Annotated in this window: 15 protein-coding genes and 1 tRNA gene; 6 read left to right on the top strand and 10 right to left on the bottom strand. The window is 56.8% G+C overall.

The genetic code is table 11. The features are described 5' to 3' along the window. Positions 1-98: 98 nt before the first annotated feature. The 3 genes from HMPREF2796_RS09235 to HMPREF2796_RS09225 form a co-directional block, all read right to left on the bottom strand. Positions 99-299, bottom strand: a complete 201-nt coding sequence (locus HMPREF2796_RS09235) for a DUF2788 domain-containing protein (RefSeq protein ID WP_003823051.1) — start codon at positions 297-299, stop codon at positions 99-101. A 97-nt stretch (positions 300-396) separates the two neighbouring features. Then, complete coding sequence (argH, locus tag HMPREF2796_RS09230) at positions 397-1,785, bottom strand: argininosuccinate lyase (RefSeq protein WP_070633081.1); 1,389 nt, start codon at positions 1,783-1,785, stop codon at positions 397-399. Between the two features lie 31 nt (positions 1,786-1,816). Next, positions 1,817-2,602 (bottom strand): hypothetical protein, encoded by a 786-nt coding sequence (locus HMPREF2796_RS09225; protein ID WP_070633079.1) that lies wholly within the window; start codon positions 2,600-2,602, stop codon positions 1,817-1,819. A gap of 172 nt (positions 2,603-2,774) precedes the next feature. Between HMPREF2796_RS09225 and HMPREF2796_RS09220 the strand changes: the two genes are divergently transcribed. After that, positions 2,775-3,905, top strand: a complete 1,131-nt coding sequence (locus HMPREF2796_RS09220) for an anhydro-N-acetylmuramic acid kinase (RefSeq protein ID WP_070633077.1) — start codon at positions 2,775-2,777, stop codon at positions 3,903-3,905. A 187-nt stretch (positions 3,906-4,092) separates the two neighbouring features. On the opposite strand, the gene HMPREF2796_RS09215 is transcribed toward HMPREF2796_RS09220, so the two are convergent. The 6 genes from HMPREF2796_RS09215 to prmB all read right to left on the bottom strand — a co-directional run bounded on the left by HMPREF2796_RS09215 (position 4,093) and on the right by prmB (position 9,689). Then, positions 4,093-5,052: a cation diffusion facilitator family transporter gene (locus tag HMPREF2796_RS09215; protein WP_070633075.1), complete on the bottom strand. Its 960-nt coding sequence runs from the start codon at positions 5,050-5,052 to the stop codon at positions 4,093-4,095. 83 nt (positions 5,053-5,135) lie between these two features. Next, on the bottom strand, positions 5,136-5,840 hold the full coding sequence (locus HMPREF2796_RS09210) for a hypothetical protein (protein ID WP_070633074.1): 705 nt from the start codon (positions 5,838-5,840) through the stop codon (positions 5,136-5,138). 167 nt (positions 5,841-6,007) lie between these two features. Next, a complete protein-coding gene (locus HMPREF2796_RS09205; protein WP_070633072.1) occupies positions 6,008-6,583 on the bottom strand; it encodes a UbiX family flavin prenyltransferase in 576 nt (191 codons plus the stop codon). Between the two features lie 187 nt (positions 6,584-6,770). Beyond that, positions 6,771-7,517 (bottom strand): 23S rRNA (guanosine(2251)-2'-O)-methyltransferase RlmB, encoded by a 747-nt coding sequence (gene rlmB, locus HMPREF2796_RS09200; protein WP_064105531.1) that lies wholly within the window; start codon positions 7,515-7,517, stop codon positions 6,771-6,773. A gap of 514 nt (positions 7,518-8,031) precedes the next feature. Beyond that, positions 8,032-8,652 carry a thiamine phosphate synthase gene (thiE, locus tag HMPREF2796_RS09195; protein ID WP_070633070.1) on the bottom strand — a complete coding sequence of 207 codons (621 nt, stop codon included), beginning with the start codon at positions 8,650-8,652 and terminating at the stop codon, positions 8,032-8,034. A gap of 137 nt (positions 8,653-8,789) precedes the next feature. Then, positions 8,790-9,689, bottom strand: coding sequence for a 50S ribosomal protein L3 N(5)-glutamine methyltransferase (prmB, locus tag HMPREF2796_RS09190; RefSeq protein ID WP_070633068.1), 900 nt, complete (start codon positions 9,687-9,689; stop codon positions 8,790-8,792). A 149-nt stretch (positions 9,690-9,838) separates the two neighbouring features. On the opposite strand from prmB, the gene HMPREF2796_RS09185 reads away from it, so the two are divergent. The 4 genes from HMPREF2796_RS09185 (at position 9,839) to efeB (ending at position 14,008) form a co-directional block, all read left to right on the top strand. Continuing rightward, positions 9,839-10,225 carry a hypothetical protein gene (locus HMPREF2796_RS09185; protein WP_070633507.1) on the top strand — a complete coding sequence of 129 codons (387 nt, stop codon included), beginning with the start codon at positions 9,839-9,841 and terminating at the stop codon, positions 10,223-10,225. A gap of 185 nt (positions 10,226-10,410) precedes the next feature. After that, positions 10,411-11,265 carry an iron uptake transporter permease EfeU gene (gene efeU, locus HMPREF2796_RS09180; RefSeq protein WP_070633066.1) on the top strand — a complete coding sequence of 285 codons (855 nt, stop codon included), beginning with the start codon at positions 10,411-10,413 and terminating at the stop codon, positions 11,263-11,265. A 24-nt stretch (positions 11,266-11,289) separates the two neighbouring features. Continuing rightward, positions 11,290-12,474, top strand: coding sequence for an iron uptake system protein EfeO (efeO, locus tag HMPREF2796_RS09175; protein ID WP_070633064.1), 1,185 nt, complete (start codon positions 11,290-11,292; stop codon positions 12,472-12,474). Positions 12,475-12,712: 238 nt separating this feature from the next. Further along, positions 12,713-14,008, top strand: a complete 1,296-nt coding sequence (efeB, locus tag HMPREF2796_RS09170; protein WP_070633062.1) for an iron uptake transporter deferrochelatase/peroxidase subunit — start codon at positions 12,713-12,715, stop codon at positions 14,006-14,008. Between the two features lie 383 nt (positions 14,009-14,391). Here efeB and rnr read toward each other — a convergent pair whose 3' ends face one another. After that, complete coding sequence (rnr, locus tag HMPREF2796_RS09165) at positions 14,392-16,770, bottom strand: ribonuclease R (protein ID WP_070633060.1); 2,379 nt, start codon at positions 16,768-16,770, stop codon at positions 14,392-14,394. 91 nt (positions 16,771-16,861) lie between these two features. Here rnr and HMPREF2796_RS09160 point away from each other — a divergent pair. Further along, positions 16,862-16,948 (top strand) — tRNA-Leu (locus HMPREF2796_RS09160). Positions 16,949-17,017 lie beyond the last annotated feature (69 nt).

The following is a 17,017-nucleotide window of genomic DNA, read 5'->3' as shown; positions in this document are numbered from 1 at the left end:
TGCGGCTGTGGTTTTAACTTCGTTGAAGTTTCGTTTCCGCTCCGTAAAAACCTGGCTTGCTTTTGAAATCTGTGTTTCAGGTAGCCGTTGCCAACGGGTTACTTCAAAATCACATTCACCAACACTTCTTTCATCAAAAAGCCCATCACGCCCAAGCCGAGCACAAAAAACAGCACGGCCATGCCGAATTTGCTGGCGCCGGATTTTTTGCCTAAGTCCCAAATAATGAAGCCGATGAAGATAACCAGCACGCTGAGGCCGATTTTCATACCCCAGGCGGAAAGTTGGGCTTCGGTCATGATGTTTCCTTTTTAATTAAGATGGTGTGAATGGCGCATTATATCGCTAAAGTTTGTGCAAGGCAGCGGGGCGGCAACAGGCTACCTGAAACCGCTGTTACGCATCTGCCGCCAACAGCTCCCGCCAACGGGCTACCTGAAACTTCACCTGCTCCGGCGCGGTGCCGCCCAAGTGGTTGCGGGCGTTCAGGCTGCCTTCGGGGGTGAGCACTTGGTAAACGTCGTTTTCAATCAATGTGCTGAAGCCTTGCAGCACGGTGAGCGGCAGGTCTTCCAGCCCGCAGCCTGCCTGTTCGGCGTGTCGCACGGCTTGGGCGACGGCTTCGTGGCTGTCGCGGAAGGGCAGGCCTTTTTTCACCAGATAATCGGCCAAATCGGTGGCGGTGGCGAAGCCTTGCAGCACGGCGGCGCGCATGGCTTCGGGCTTCACGGTGATGCCGCGCATCATGTCGGCGTAAATCCGTAGTGTGTCGATGAGCGTGTCCACCGTGTCGAACAGCGGCTCTTTGTCTTCCTGATTGTCTTTGTTATACGCCAGCGGCTGGGATTTCATCAGCATAATCAGGCCGGTGAGGTGGCCGATGACGCGGCCGGATTTGCCGCGCACGAGTTCGGGCACGTCGGGGTTTTTCTTCTGCGGCATGATGCTGGAACCGGTGCAGAAGCGGTCGGCAATGTCAATGAAGCCGAAGCGGGGCGACATCCACAAAATCAGTTCTTCGGACAGGCGGCTCAAATGCACCATCACCAGCGAGGCGGCGGCGGTGAATTCGATGGCGAAGTCGCGGTCGGACACGGCATCGAGCGAGTTTTGGCAGATTTGTTCGAAGCCTAGGAGCGCGGCGGTGGTTTCGCGGCGGACGGGGAAGGTGGTGCCGGCCAGCGCGGCGGCGCCCAGCGGCATGCGGTTGGTGCGGCGGCGGCAGTCGGCCATGCGTTCGTCGTCGCGGCCGAACATTTCCACATAGGCGAGCAGGTGGTGGCCGAAGCTGACGGGCTGGGCGACCTGAAGATGCGTGAAGCCGGGCATGACGGTGGCGGCGTTTTGTTCGGCTAAATCAAGCAGGGCAGCCTGCAAGTCTTTAATCAGGCGGCGGATGGTGGAAATTTCGTCGCGCAGCCACAGGCGGATGTCGGTGGCGACTTGGTCGTTGCGGCTGCGGCCGGTGTGCAGGCGTTTGCCGGCGTCGCCGATTTTGTCGGTGAGGCGGCGTTCAATGTTCATATGCACGTCTTCCAAATCGAGCGACCATTGCAGGCTGCCTGCGTCGATTTCGGCTTGGATTTCGGCCATGCCGCGCTGAATATCGGCCAAATCCTGCGCGGAGAGCACGCCGGCTTCGTGCAGCATCTGCGCGTGCGCGAGCGAGCCTTGGATGTCCCAGCGGGCAAGGCGTTGGTCGAAATGGATGGAGCCGGTGTATTGTTTGACGAGTTCGGACACGGGCTCGTTGAAGCGGCCGGACCAGGTTTTTTGCTTGCTCATGGAGATTCCTTCTATTGGGTAAAGTAAATTTTTAGGCTGCCAGGTGCCCGGTTAGCCAGTATTTGCCGCTAATGACATTGCCGGTTTGCGGCGCATGCTCCAACATATCGCTTGGGAATACCGCTTGCAGCGTGCCGCCGTGGGTTTCGATCAGGCAGCAGTAGAAATCATTGCCGGATAATTCGTTGCGGTGCGTTTCGGCAGTGCGGACAGTGCCGATAAACCATGCACTCGCTTTGGCTGGATTTTCCACATTATCGGAAGATTGAAACATACCCAACGGGGTAAAGAATGTGCTGCTTAATGGCAGTTCGGGGTCTTGTTGCGCTTCAAATGCGGCTTCATCGGCAAAAATATCAGCCTCTTCGGCAAAGGCACACAGGCGGATTTGGCAGCTGGTGCTTTCTGATTGCTCGGGGAAGCTGGCCAAATCGGGGGTGTCAAACACGAAAGGATAACTGCCGCCCAGCCATTCGCCGTCTTTCCATTCGCTGCCGTTCATCCAGGCCTGCACCGAACCTGTGCCGTCGTCATAGCCGCTGGGGAATACGGCATCTATGCCTACGGTGTGCAGGCTACCTGAAAAATAGGGTTCGGCGCAGAGCAGGCTGTCGTCGTCTGAAAAACCCAGCCATAATTCCGCGCCACTGGGATCGGAATACACCATATAGTTGTCGGAAGGCTCGGCTTCGGAAGAGTGCTCTTCAGCATCGTCATCATCTTCTTCGGCAAGCGTGCGCAGGGCCTGGCGGATGAGGTCGTTCAGCTCGTCGTTGCTGTCGATAGCAGGGAAGCCGATAGCGGAATAGTGGCTCATGGGGTGTCCTTATATACGGCAAATGGTAAAAATAGCGTTTCAGGTAGCCTTATCGCGGCGGAGGCTACCTGAAAGCAGCACGGGCATTATAGTCCAATCCGCCAATGGGGCTACCTGAAAACAGCTGCCGTTCGCTATATAATGCCGCCGTCTTTCCCACATAGTTCGCACCATGAACCAATACTATATCGGCCTGATGTCCGGCACCAGCATGGACGGCGTAGATGCCGTGCTGGCGGCTTTTGCCGGCACCCAATGGCAGGGCGCGCTCGGCCATTTTGCCGTGCCCTACAGCGATGATTTGCGTCGCCGCCTGCTGGATTTGCAAAACCCCGGCGGCAACGAAATCCACCGCAGCGAAGTGCTCGCACAAGAGTTGGCCGAGCTTAATGCCCAAGCTGTGAACGGCCTGCTGGCGCAGCAAAAGCTTGCCCCGCTCGATATTACCGCCATCGGCGCGCACGGCCAAACCGTGCGCCATGCCCCCGAACACGGCTACACCGTGCAGCTCATCAACCTGCCGCTCTTAGCCGAGCTCACCGGCATCGACACCGTGGGCGACTTCCGCCGCCGCGATATGGCCGGCGGCGGCCAAGGCGCGCCGCTCGTGCCCGCCTTCCATCAGGCCGTGTTCGGCAGCCCGGAACATGGCCGCGTGGTGCTCAATATCGGCGGCATCGCCAACATCAGCGTATTGCAGCCGCACGCCGATGCCAGCGGCTTCGACACCGGCCCCGGCAATATGTTGGCCGACGCCTATATGCAGCACCATTTCGGCCAAACCTGCGACCGAGACGGCGCCCTTGCCCGCAGCGGCCGCGTGCTCCCCGAGCTGCTGCAAGCCCTGCTGGCACACCCTTATTTCCACCGCACCCCGCCCAAAAGCACCGGGCGCGATTTGTTTTCCCTCGATTGGCTGCAATGCTACCTGAAAAACAGCAGAACCGAAGCACAGCCGCCAGCAAACAGCTACGCCTCCGCCAATATCGTGCGCACCCTCAACTCCCTCACAGCGCAGAGCATCGCCGACGCCATTGCCGCCCACGCCCCCGGCGTGCGCGAAGTGTTTGCCTGCGGCGGCGGCGTGTTCAACCCCGTGCTGATGGCCGAGCTCTCCGATAGACTCGCCCCGCTCGGCATCCGTACCGCCACCACCGACGAGCTAAACCTGCCGCCGCAATGGGTGGAAGCCGCCGCCTTCGCCTGGCTCGCTGCCTGCCGCGTGTGCCGCGAGCCGGGCAACCCCCACGCCGCTACCGGCGCGAAACAGCCTTATATCCTCGGCGCTTGGCATTGCGCGTGAGTTTGTGATGAGAAGGAAGTTTTGGTGGCAGGTACATCGAAAGGCTTGGTATTCATTCATTTCGTGCATGTATATGTTTTCAGGTAGCCTGATGGAAACAGGCTACCTGAAAAGAAGGGTAGAGTGAGTGGTAAGCATCAGCTTATATGGCACATGGAACGAAATATAGCTTGCCGTTAAGCCTAATCTATTCTGGATTCCCATTATGGGGGTGTTCGCCTTCATGCGTAGGCTGTTCGCATGCCTGGCAGCATGCGGTGCCGCTGTCCGCGGGCTCGGTTTGCACGGTGATGTGGCCGATGCCGTGTGTTTGCACCGTTGCCTGCACCTGTTGCGCCAAGGTGGCGGCTTGTGCCACGGTTAGGTCGCCGCGCACGATGATGTGGCAGGACATAGCGTGTTTCTTGCTGGTAATCGTCCAGGCGTGCAAATCGTGAACGCCCAGTATGCCATTGATTTTCTGAATGTCTTCGGCAATTTTCACCAAGTCCGTGCCTTTGGGCGTGCCTTCCATCAGGATGTGCAGGCTGCCTGAGAGCACGCCCCAGCCGCTTTTGCCAATCAGCAGGGCCACCGCCGCGCTGGCCACCAAGTCCGCCCAGTTCCAGCCATAAAACTGTATCAACAGGCCGGCTGCTACTGCGGCAACAGAGCCGAGCAAATCGCCCACCACATGCAAAAACGCACCGCGCATGTTCAGGTTGTCCTTCTCGCCGCGCAGCATATACCAAGCGACAAACAGGTTTACCAAGAGCCCGAGTACGGCCACTGCCAGCATCGCACCGCCCGCCACGGGCACGGGTTGGAAGGCGCGGATAACGGCTTCGACCAAAATCCAAGCCGCCATCACCACCAGCGTGAGGCCGTTGAGTGCGGCGGCCAGGATTTCCACACGCTGGTAGCCGTAGCTTTTCTGCGAGTTGGCGGCCTTTTCCGCCCATTTGAAGGCGAAAAGCGCAAGGGCGAGCGAGGCGGCATCGGAAAACATATGCCCCGCATCCGATAAAAGGGCGAGGCTGCCGCTGAGCCAGCCTGCCGCCGCTTCCACCAGCATAAAGCCGCCAATCACGGCCAGCGATACGCGCAGGATGCGGGTGTTGGTGCTGTGGGCGTGGGCATGATTGTGTTCGTGGGTGTGGAAGGACATGGGCACTCCTTGGGCTGGATTGGGGCTACCTGAAAAATGGGGCGGCGGATATTGGTATTTGTATAGTTTAGTCGGCTTTTAGGCTAAGAAATAATCTTCTCTTGTCGAAGTTTCTGCAAATCCAACAATATGGGTTCCCTATATTTTTTTGCCTTGGCCAAAGGAGCAACCAACACTATATCGTTTTCTTCAGATTCGATAAATAATTGCAATATTGTATTTAAGACGATATTTTTATTTATGAATTTAGACGAAAGGATACCACTTTCAATTATTTTATCCCGATTGGCAATAAATTGATGTTCCGGATTAATTTTAAACAGATTTGTCGGGATACCTAAGCAGAAGAAATCTAGAAATTCCGCATTAGATATATCGATAGCCCAATCAACTTTCTGATAAAAGCTATTTTTCATATCTATCATCTTTTTCTTTTCTTCCAGAGTAGGCATTAAATTGAATCCAATATTATTTATTTTTATTTTCCCAATTTTTCCTTCAATTTTAATATGCTTTAATAACGGTAGGTTAAAAATAGCTATATCTCCAGTTTTAAGATTTTTTATAGTGATGTCCTCTAATATAACCGGGCCGATTAAGCAGTTTAATAATGAGCAGTCAATCATATCTATATTTCTAAATATAGATAATTTCGTAATATCATCGCGTGTACCAATATGACAGTTATCAAATATACAGTTAATTAATTCTTTATTTGATATCTCAATACCCTGTTCTAAATCTAAATTCCTTTCCATATAGAATTTATGCTCTTTAACTGTGTTCATAAGTTATTTCCTGTAGGCATGATTATGTTTATGGGCATGGAGGGACATGGGAATCCCTTTATGAACATGGAGTGTATATAGGCTACCTGGAATATTGAAATTTTTATTGTGGCTTTACAGAAACCTAGCTGTCTGCCGAAGCTTCAATTTCAACTAACTCCTGCGTTTCAAGGCGTGCCGCCGCTCCAGTGGGGCAAATCGGGAATGCGGATGCCGAACAGACCGAGGGCTCGGCCTACGCTGTGGGTGAGCAGTTCGTCTATGTTTTGCGGGCGCAGGTAGAGGGCGGGCACGGGCGGGAAGATGATGCCGCCCATTTCGGTGATGCGGCGCATATTGTCGAGGTGGGCGAGGTTGAGCGGGGTTTCGCGCGCCATCAGCACGAGGCGGCGGCGCTCTTTGAGGGTCACGTCGGCGGCGCGGGTGAGCAGGTTGTCGCCCAGGCCGTGGGCGATGGCGGCGAGGCTGCGCATGGAGCAGGGGGCCACCAGCATCCCGACGGTTTCAAACGAGCCGCTGGCAATGGCGGCGCCAAGGTTGCGGACGGGGTGCACCACGTCGGCTAGCGTGGCAATATCTTCGATGCGGTGTGCGGTTTCGTGTCGGCAGGTGTGCTCCGCGCCTTCGGAAATCACGAGGTGGGTTTCGATGTCGGCTGCGTTTTGCAGCAGTTGCAGGGCTTTGTGGCCGTATTGGAAGCCGTCGGCGCCGCTGATGCCGAGGATGAGGCATTGGGTGGGCATGGGGTTTGTTAGTGTTTGGGTTTTGGGTTTCAGGTAGCCTTGGAGATGGGCTACCTGAAAACTTCAGGGATAGGCGGAATAAACTGCCTGCATAGGGTGTCGTTGGGAAGTGCTTTAGTTTCGCTGAAGTTTGGGCTTTCAGGCAGCCCGGATGGTTCAGGCTACCTGAAACTCACAGCCGCTAGCTTCAACCGGCCTTCAGCACGCGCTGGCGGCGGGTTTCGGCCAGCACCATGCCGGTACTCACGGATACGTTGAGGCTTTCCACCGTACCGAGCATGGGGATGGACACCAGTGCGTCGCAGTGTTCGCGGGTGAGGCGGCGCATGCCTTCGCCTTCGTTGCCCATCACCCAGGCCACGGCGGCGGGGATATCGTAGTGGAACAGGTCGGCTTCGCCGCCCATGTCGGTGCCCACTATCCAGATGTCGCGCTCTTTGAGTTCGCGCAGGGTGCGGGCGAGGTTGGTTACGGCGATGTAGGGCACGGTTTCGGCGGCGCCGCAGGCCACTTTGCTCACGGTGGCATTCAAGCCGACACTGCGGTTTTTCGGCGCAATTACGGCGTGCACGCCCATGGCATCGGCCACGCGCAGGCAGGCGCCGAGGTTGTGCGGGTCGGTGATGCCGTCGAGGATGAGCAGCAGCGGCGGCTCAGTAAGGTTGTCGAGCACGTCGTCGAGGTGGACGTGGTTGTGCGAGGCGTCGATAAAGCCGGCGATACCTTGGTGGCGCGCGTGGCGGCACAGATTATCGAGGCGGGCGGCTTCCACGAAGTGAACGGGAATATTTTCCTGCGCGGCTTTTTCCAAGGCCTGCTGCATACGGGTATCGTGGCGGCCGGACAGGGCGTAGAGTTCGGTGAGGCTTTTGGGGTTTTGCCACAGGCGGGCGTTGACGGCGTGGAAGCCGTAGATCAGGCGGCGGTTGGACATGGTGTTGGGTTTTCGGGGTAGTGTTGTTGGTAATGGGGTTCACGAGATGGGTTTCAGGTGAATTTCAACTTTCAGGTAGCCTTTCGTTATTCTAGTTCTATCCACCCTTGCGCCTTATGCCGGCGCGGGGCACCTACTTTTCTTTGCTTCGTCAAAGAAAAGTAGGCAAAAGAAAGACGACTGCGGGCACAGGTTTGCTGCGCAAACTTCCCTCACTTCACGCGATTTTTCGGGCGGGCTCGCAACTTGCGGCTTTGCCGCTTCAAACATGCAAGCCCTTATTTCCCGAAAAACCGCGCTCCGTTCGGCTGCACCAGCAGGGGTAGCGCAGCATTGCACGTTTGTGGGGAAGGGTTTGTTTTGGAATTTGTATATCGTTAAGGGCTACCTGAAAATTGGGTTTGCCTGAAGCCTAATCCTCCGTATTCGAGGGAGAGGTTTGCATCAAGCAGGTAATATTTCTATCTATCCGGGCTGCGGCAGAGGTTTCAGGCAGCCTCATGCGGCGGCGGCCTTATTCCGGCCACAATTGTTGGAAGGCGCGCACGGCGGCGGCGGGGTCGGGGGCGTGGGTGACGGCGCTGACCACGGCCAGCGAGGACACGCCGGTGGCGAGCACGGCGGGCGCGTTTTCCAGCGTAATGCCGCCGATGGCCACAGTGGGGGTATTGCCGGCCTGCTGCACGTAGCGGCGCAGTTTGTCCAGCCCCTGCGGTTCGGTGGGCATGGCTTTGGTGTGGGTGGCAAACACGGCGCCGCAGGCCACGTAGCTGGGCTGAACGGCCAAGGCGCGGGCCATTTCGGCTTCGTCGTGGGTGCTCAGCCCCAAGCGGATGCCGGCGCGGGCGAGGGCGGCGAAGTCGGCGCTGTCCATGTCTTCTTGGCCGAGGTGTACGCCGTAGGCACCTTCTTCAAGGGCAAGCTGCCAGTGGTCGTTGATGAAAAGTTGGCTATGCGAGCCGCGGGTGGCGGCGATGGCGCGGCGGATTTCCCGGCGCAGGGCTTCGCCGGTGAGGGTTTTGCTGCGCAGTTGCACGGTGTCTGCGCCGGCCTCGACCATGCGTGCCACCCAATCGGCATCGGGCACTACGGCGTAGAATTTTAGGGGGCGGAAGATGGGGGAAAAGGGTTGCATAGCGGGCTGCCTGCGGTAGGTTGCGGGGTGGCTATTATAACGCAGCCGCTGATGGCCTGGATGGGAAAAGGCTACCTGAAAATGGATTGGAATTTTCAGGTAGCCTTTTATGATGGATGGGAGACGCTAGGCTTTGCCTACTCTTCGCCCAATAATTGTTCGCGGGTGAGCAGGAAGACGCTGCTGCCGCCGTCGCTTTGTTCGGGCCAGAAGAAGGGGAGCTGGGGGAAGGCGGCTTCGAGGGCTTCGCGATTGTGGCCGATTTCCACCAGCAATACGCCGCGCGGATTGAGGAAGCGGGGGGCGTGTTGGAGGATTTGGCGGGTGGCGTCGAGGCCGTCTTCGCCGCTGCCGAGTGCCATTTCGGGTTCGTGCAGATATTCGGCGGGCAGGGCGGCAACGCTTTCGGCATTTACATAAGGGGGGTTGGAGATGATGAGGTCGTAAGTGCCGGAAAGGTTGGTGAAGAGGTCGCTTTGAATCAGGCGGACGCGCTCTTCTAGGCCGTAGTTGGCCACGTTGATAGCGGCCACTTCCAAGGCTTCAGGGCTGAGGTCGGCGGCGTCGACTTGGGCTTCGGGGTAGTGGCAGGCGGCTTGGATGGCGAGGCAGCCGCTGCCGGTGCAGAGGTCGAGCACGCGGCGGATCTGGTTGCTGTCGCCTGTCCACGGGGCGATGGGCTCGCCGAGTTGTTCGTAGATGAATGAGCGGGGGATGAGCACGCGTTCGTCCACATAAAATTCGAAGTCGCCCTGCCAGGCTTGGCGGGTGAGGTAGGCCATGGGAAGGCGTTCGTTGACGCGGCGTTCGGCCAGGCTGAGCACGGCGTCGATTTCTTCGGGCAGGAGTGCGGCATCGAGATAGGGCTCGAGGGTGTCGAGCGGAAGGTGCAGGGTGTGGAGGATGAGGTAGGCTGCTTCGTCGTGGGCGTTGTCGCTGCCGTGGCCGAAGCTGAGGCGGGCTTGGTTGAAGCGGCTGGTGCAAAAGCGCAGGAGGTCGCGCGGAGTGCGGAGGTGTTGGCGGGCTTGGGCAAACATGGTGTTGGCGTGTTTATGAAATGGTAAGGGGTGGGATTATAACGGATTGGCGGGTGAGGCTACCTGAAAATTTGGTGGGGCGGTTTGTGGCGGCTATGGAATGGTGTATGATTAATTTGTTGCTTAAACATTGGTTTAAGGAGAGAGTGATGTTGGCAAAACTTTTTCAGGTAGCCTTTGCGGGCTGGTTGCTGGCGGGTTGTGCGATGACGCCGCAGCAGCGTGCGGCCTATGAGGCGGCAAGAGAGCGGGAGATGAAACAGACGGCGGTGGCGCTGGCGGCGCAGTGCGACCGGCGCACGGCTGAGCTGTTGGCTTTACAGCAGGAGGATTACTTGGGGGTGGCAGATGCCGAGAAACCTAAGTTGCAGCGTGAATACCGGCGGCGGATTGCGGAGCCGTCTTTTCAGGCTTGTTATCGGATGGCTTGGGAGAATTTGGTGTATCGGCAGCAGCTGGAGATGTTGGAGCGGCGCGAGCGGCGGCGTGAGTTGGAGTGGATGATGTATCGGCCGTATTATCCGTATTGGTGGTAGGATGGATTTTATCAGCTTAGTTATATTCGGTTTCCAATAGATTTTTGGGAGCCGATTTTTTATTGGTAATCATATAATTAATTTATAAGTAAATATTCATTTAATCTAATTAGAAATTGTTTGCATTTTGTTTTGTTGCAAGGATATAATCCGCCGGATATGAATTTTGTAAGGAGCGGCCGGCGATGCTGATTGCTTTTTTGATTATGCTGCGCGAGGGCATCGAGGCGGCTTTGATTGTGGGCATTGTGGCCGGCTTTTTGAAGCAGGGCGGCTATCGGCATATGATGCCGAAAGTGTGGCTCGGCGTGGTGCTGGCGGCGGCAATGTGCCTGTCTGCCGGTTGGTTTATTTATAAAAAAACCGGCGAAATTCCGCAGAAGCAGCAAGAGTTTGTGGTGGGCGTGATCGGTTTGGTGGCCGTGGCGATGCTCACTTATATGGTGCTGTGGATGCAGAAGGCGGCCAAGTCGATAAAGCAGCATTTGCAGCAGTCGGTGAGCGATGCGCTCAACCGCGGTAACGGGCATGGCTGGGCGTTGGTGGGTATGGCCTTTTTGGCGGTGGCGCGTGAAGGTTTGGAGAGCGTGTTTTTCCTGCTGGCGGTATTTAACCAAAGCCCCACGGCGGCTATGCCGCTGGGCGCAGTGCTCGGGCTGGCCGCCTCGGCCGTGGTAGGCTGGCTGATTTATCAGGGCGGGGTGCGTATCAACCTGGCGCGTTTTTTCCGCTGGACGGGCGTCTTCCTGATTTTTGTGGCCGCCGGCCTTACTTCCGGCGCGTTCCGTGCACTGCATGAGGCGGGGGTGTGGAATGTGTGGCAGGTGAATCCGTTTGATTGGTCTTCGCACACACCGCTCGATTGGTCGCATGTTTTGCATGAAGATAGCCCGCTGGGTGTGCTGCTTGGTGGTTTCTTCGGCTATACCGATCATCCGGTATTGTCTGATTTTATTCTTTATTTCGCTTATCTGATTCCCGTGTTGTTTTTGTTTTTGCGTGGCAGCAAGCCGGCTGCCGTATCTTCCCAAACTAGCTAGTTTTTGTATTTGAAAGGTTAAATTATGAAGCAACTGAATCTTACCGCCTTGGCCGTGTTGGCCGCTTTGGGCTTGGCTGCCTGCCAGCCGCCAGCCGCTGAACAGCCTGCTGCGCCAGCTTCCGGTGCGTCTGCTGCTTCCGGCGCAGCCGCCACCGCTAATGCCGACGGCAGCTTCAATATTGCAGTAAACGACCATGCCTGTGATCCGATGGAGCTTACCGTGCCCAGCGGCCAGGTGGTGTTCAACATCAAAAATAACAGCACCCGCAAGTTGGAGTGGGAAATCCTCAAGGGCGTGATGGTGGTGGATGAGCGCGAAAACATCGCCCCTAGCCTGAGCGACAAAATGACCGTTACCCTGCTGCCGGGCGAATACGAAATGACCTGCGGCCTGTTGAACAACCCGCGCGGCAAGCTGGTGGTAACCGACAGCGGCTTCAAGGAAGCTGCCGGTGAAGCCAATATGGAAAAACTCGCTCAGCCTTTGGCCGACTATAAAGTTTACGTGCAAAACGAAGCTGCCCAGCTGGTGACTAAAACCACTGCTTTCGTAGAAGCCGTGAAAGCCGGCCGCACCGAAGATGCCAAAGCCATGTTTGCCGACGTACGCACCCACTACGAGCGCATTGAGCCGATTGCCGAATTGTTTAACGAGCTTGATCCCGCCATCGACGCGCGCGCCGACGACTTCAAAGACAAAGAGCAAGACCCGGGCTTCGGCGGCTTCCACCGCATCGAACACTCTCTGTGGACGCTGAACACCACCAAAGGCATGGAGCCGATAGCCGACAAACTTCTGGCCGACGTGCAGAAACTGAAACAGGAAATCGACATCCTCACCTTCCCGCCGAGCAAAGTGGTGGGTGGTGCCGCCGTGCTAATTGAAGAAGTTGCCAACAGCAAAATCAGCGGCGAGGAAGACCGCTACAGCCGCACCGACCTGAGCGACTTCCAAGCCAACATAGAGGGCGCACAGAAAATCATCGAGCTGTTCCGCCCGATGATTGCCGAGAAAGACCAAGCCCTGTTGGATAAAACCGATGCCAACTTCAAACAGGTAACCGACATCCTCGCCAAATACCGCACCGAGAAAGGCTTCCAGCCCTACGACAAACTCAGCGAAACCGACCGTAAAAATCTGCAGGCACCGATTAACGCTTTGGCCGAAGATTTGGCTAAATTGCGCGGTATTCTCGGTTTGAACTAAATGCAAGCCATCGTGTTTGATTTAGTTGGATGAAAGATTTTCAGGTAGCCTGTATTCAGCATAGAGGCTACCTGAAAATTTATAGTGGATGAAAATCGCAATGCTACGGCGTTGGCTCGCCTAGATGTACTACCTGTACCGCCGCCTTGTATCATTTTTATTTTAATCCACTATAATCACTCATCAAAACAGCGTATATTGCCAAACAACCCATTTCTACTCCCGGCAGGAGAAAAACATGAGTCACAACGAACACCCCCAATCCCCGTCCAAACGCAATCTCTTCAAAGGCCTCGCCGTTGGCGCCGCTGCCGCCGGGCTGGCTGCTTGCGGCCTGAACAGTAATGGTCAAAGTGCCGAAGGTAGCGCGGCGCAAAACAGCGGTGGCAGCGCGGAACATCATTCCGATCAAAGCTTTCCTTTCTACGGCACCCATCAATCCGGCATCACCACGCCCCACCAACAATTCGCCATCATGGCCGCCTTCGACGTGCTGGCCAAAACCCCCAAAGAGCTCGAACACCTATTCCGAGCCATCACCGCCCGCGCCGATTTCCTTACCAAAGGCGGCGAATTGCAAGATGGCGACCCCAAACTTCCACCGCAGGGCAGCGGCATTCTTGGCAAAGTCATCAAACCAGACGGCCTCACCATCACCCTCAGCGTGGGCAACAGCCTGTTTGACGAACGTTTCGGCCTGGGTCCGCACAAGCCCAAGCACCTGCAGGAAATGAAAGACTTCCCCAACGACAAACTGCAGCGCGAATGGTGCGACGGCGACATCAGTATCCAAATCTGCGCCTTCAGCCCGGAAACCTGCCAAAACGCCCTGCGCGATCTGATTAAAAACACTGCCCAATTTGCCGTTATCCGCTGGAGTATCGACGGCTTCTTGCCTAAAACCGAGCCCGGCGCGCTGGCTGGACGCAACCTGTTCGGCTTCCGCGACGGCTCCGGCAATCCTGATGTGTCCAAACCGGAAACTGCCGATGCGGTATTGTGGAGCGGCGTGGCTGAAAACAGCAAAGACGAACCGGCCTGGGCCAAAAACGGCAGCTATCAGGCTGTGCGCCTTATCCGCCATTTCGTAGAGTTTTGGGACAGAACCCCGCTGCAAGAGCAGCAAACCATCTTCGGCCGCGAAAAATACAGCGGCGCCCCGCTGGGCATGAAAAACGAAGGCGATATTCCCAACTACGCCTCCGACCCCGAAGGCAAAACTCTGCCCACCGACAGCCACATGCGGCTCGCCAATACCCGCGACCCCGAATTCATGAAACGGCATCTGCTCTACCGCCGCCCCTTCGACTATTCGCGCGGCCTCTCCAAAGCCGGCCAGCTCGATGTGGGTCTGATCTTCATCTGCTACCAGGCCAACCTTGACGACGGCTTTATCTTCGTGCAGAAACTGCTCGACTTCGAGCCTTTGGAGGAATACATCAGCCCCTTCGGCGGCGGCTACTTCTTTACCCTGCCCGGCGCGGAGCAGGGCGGTTACCTCGGACAGAGCCTGTTGGCCAATGTGCTGGCGTGATTGAATGTACGGATGGCTTAGCCGCAACACGGTTATTAGCTGAGCCTAGTTTGCAGCGATGCAAGAAAGCGGGTGAGCCGCCCGTACTTCGATATAGCCACTAAATATTTGAGGCTACCTGAAAAACGAAACCCGTCTGCTGGTGCAAACGGGTTTTGTCTTTTTCAGGTAGCCTCAGCTTTGCCGAAGTAATGTTTCATCTATCCAACCGACTTCACTTCGCTACAGAGTTGGTTTGCCTTGCTGTACTTCTGTACTGCATGCGGCTCACCGCCTTGTATTAAAGGTTAATTTGGCTTGCTATATTAGGCAGAAAAGGCTACCTGAAAGTGGAAATCCGCTTTCAGGTAGCCTGTTTGTTTTCAGGTAGCCTCTTTCAAAGTTCAGCCGCTTTTTTTGCGGGTGCGGGGCTTGCGTTTGGCTTTGGGCTGGACGGCCTGAGCTAGCTGGCTGTTTTTACGGCTGCGGGTTTTCTTAGCCGGAGCAGCGGGGGCTTTGGCCTTGCTTTTGGCAGCAGGTTTGCCGGCGGGAGCTTGGCTGCGGGTTCTGCCTTTTGCTGTGGCGGTTTTCCCTTTGGCTGCGGGTTTGTTGACTTTGCCGGGCAGGCTGCCGCCGCTGATGAGCATGAGGTCGATTTTGCGGGTATCCAAGTCGGCACGGGCTACCTGAACCACAACTTTGTCGCCCATGCTGAAGCGCAAGCCGCTGCGTTCGCCTTCGATGCTCATGGTTTCGGCGCGATAGTTGAAGTAGTCTTCGCCCAATTCGCTGATGTGGACGAGGCCTTCAATGTGGATGTCGTCGAGGGTAACGAACAGGCCGAAGCCGGCCATGCCGCTGACTGTGCCGCTGAATACTTCGCCCACTTTGTCTTGCATATAGTAGGTTTTGAGCCAGTTTTCCACGTCGCGGCTGGCTTCATCGGCACGGCGCTCGCATTGCGAGCTGTGGATGCCCAGCGCGCTCCAGTTTTCGGCAGGGTTGTAGCGGCTACCTGAAAGCACGGCCTTGATGGCGCGGTGCACGAGGAGGTCGGGGTAGCGGCGGATGGGGGAGGTGAAGTGGGTGTAGGCGGGGTAGGCAAGGCCGAAGTGGCCGCTGTTTTCTGGCTCGTACATGGCCTGTTGCATGGAGCGCAGGAGCATCACTTGAATCAGCTCGCGGTCGGGGCGATCGGCGGTTTGGGCGAAGAGTGCGGCGTAATCCAGCGGGGTGGGCTGTTCGCCGCCGCCGAGGGTAAGGCCGAGCAGGCCGAGCTGCTCGCGCAGGGTGGCGAGCTTTTCCGGGGTGGGGCCAGAGTGGTTGCGGAATAGGGCGGGATGCTGATGCTTAAGCAGGAATTCGGCAGCGCACACGTTGGCGGCGAGCATGCATTCTTCAATCAGGCGGTGGGCTTCGTTGCGCACCACGGGCACGATGCGTTTGATTTTGCCCTGTTTGTCGAAAATCATCTCGGTTTCGGTGGTTTCAAACTCCATCGCGCCGCGCTGGTGGCGTTTTTTGAGCAAGATTTGATAGAGTTTGTAGAGAGTATCGATGTGCGGCTTGAGCGGATTGTCGCTGCCGTTTTGAATCCAGTCCCACACTTGGGTGTAGGTGAGGCGGGCATGGGAGCGCATCACGGCGGGGTAGAAACGGTAGGATTTAAGATTGCCGGCGTAGGTAAAAACCATGTCGCACACCATACACAACCGATCCACATCGGGATTGAGCGAGCAAATGCCGTTGGAGAGGCTTTCTGGCAGCATGGGAATCACGCGGCGCGGGAAATACACGCTGGTGGCGCGATCCAGCGCGTCGGCATCAATCGCGTCTTTCGGCTTCACATAGTGGCTCACGTCCGCAATGGCTACCACCAGGCGGAAATTGCGGCCTTGTTTTTCGGCATATACGGCATCGTCGAAATCGCGTGAGTTTTCGCCGTCTATCGTTACCAGTGGTAAATCGCGCAGGTCTTCACGGCCTTTGAGGTCGGTTTTGCGTACGGTGGAAGGGATCTTCGCGGCGGCTTTTTCGCAGGCGGTGGAGAATTGGTGCGGCAGGTGATGCTGGCGCACGGCAATTTCGATTTCCATGCCGCTGTCGGCATAGTTGCCCAACACTTCCACCACGCTGGCCACGGCGGGGCGGTGCGCGTCGGGGTAGGCATCGATTTGAGCCACCACCACTTGGCCGGGCTTGGCTTTGCCCACCGAATCGGGTTCGAGCAGGATGCTGTCGGGCAGGCGGCTGTCTTCGGGCGAGAGCATGGCGATGCCGCGCTCTATCATGAGCCGCCCAACTACGGTTTTCTGCGCACGTTCAATCACATCGAGTACCTGGCCTTCGCGGCGGCCGCGCCGATCCGTGCCGGCCGGGCGCACGGTTACCGTGTCGCCATGCATCAGGCCGCGCATTTGGCGGGCGGGCAGCACGAAATCACCCTGGCCGTCGGGCGTGAGCGGTACGGCAAAACCGAAGCCGTCTTTATGCGCTTCAACGCGGCATTTCACCAGCGCGAGTTTTTCGGCAGCGCACACCATGCCGCGCCGGTTGATGAGGATTTGCCCGTCGCGCGCCATCGCAGTCAGGCGGCGTTCGAAAAAGGGCATTTCGTGCTCGGCAATATCGAGCAGGATGGCTAAAGATTCGGTTTTCAGTGGCACGCCTCTGTCTTCCAGCATTTCGGTAATCCATTCGCGACTGGGCAGGGGGTGTTCGTAGCGTTGAGTTTCCCGCTGCAGATAAGGGTCTTGCAGTCGGAGCGAGGTTTTCTTCTTCATATATAAATTGACAAGTGGAAAATTGGCGCTATAATGCGCGTTTCTTGCATAAAGAGCAATGCACTTTACCGCAAAGTTCGATTAAAGCAAAGCCCAGGTGGCGGAATTGGTAGACGCGCCAGCTTCAGGTGCTGGTATCCTCACGGGTGTGGAAGTTCGAGTCTTCTCCTGGGCACCACAACTTGCTTTAATTGAAACTGAAATGGAAATTGCTCGCCCAGGTGGCGGAATTGGTAGACGCGCCAGC

It is taken from the genome of Eikenella sp. HMSC071B05 (assembly GCF_001811325.1).
Taxonomy (GTDB): Bacteria; Pseudomonadota; Gammaproteobacteria; order Burkholderiales; family Neisseriaceae; genus Eikenella; species Eikenella corrodens.
Note: the sequence above shows the minus strand (reverse complement) of the source record. Positions and strands in the feature narration are given on the sequence as shown.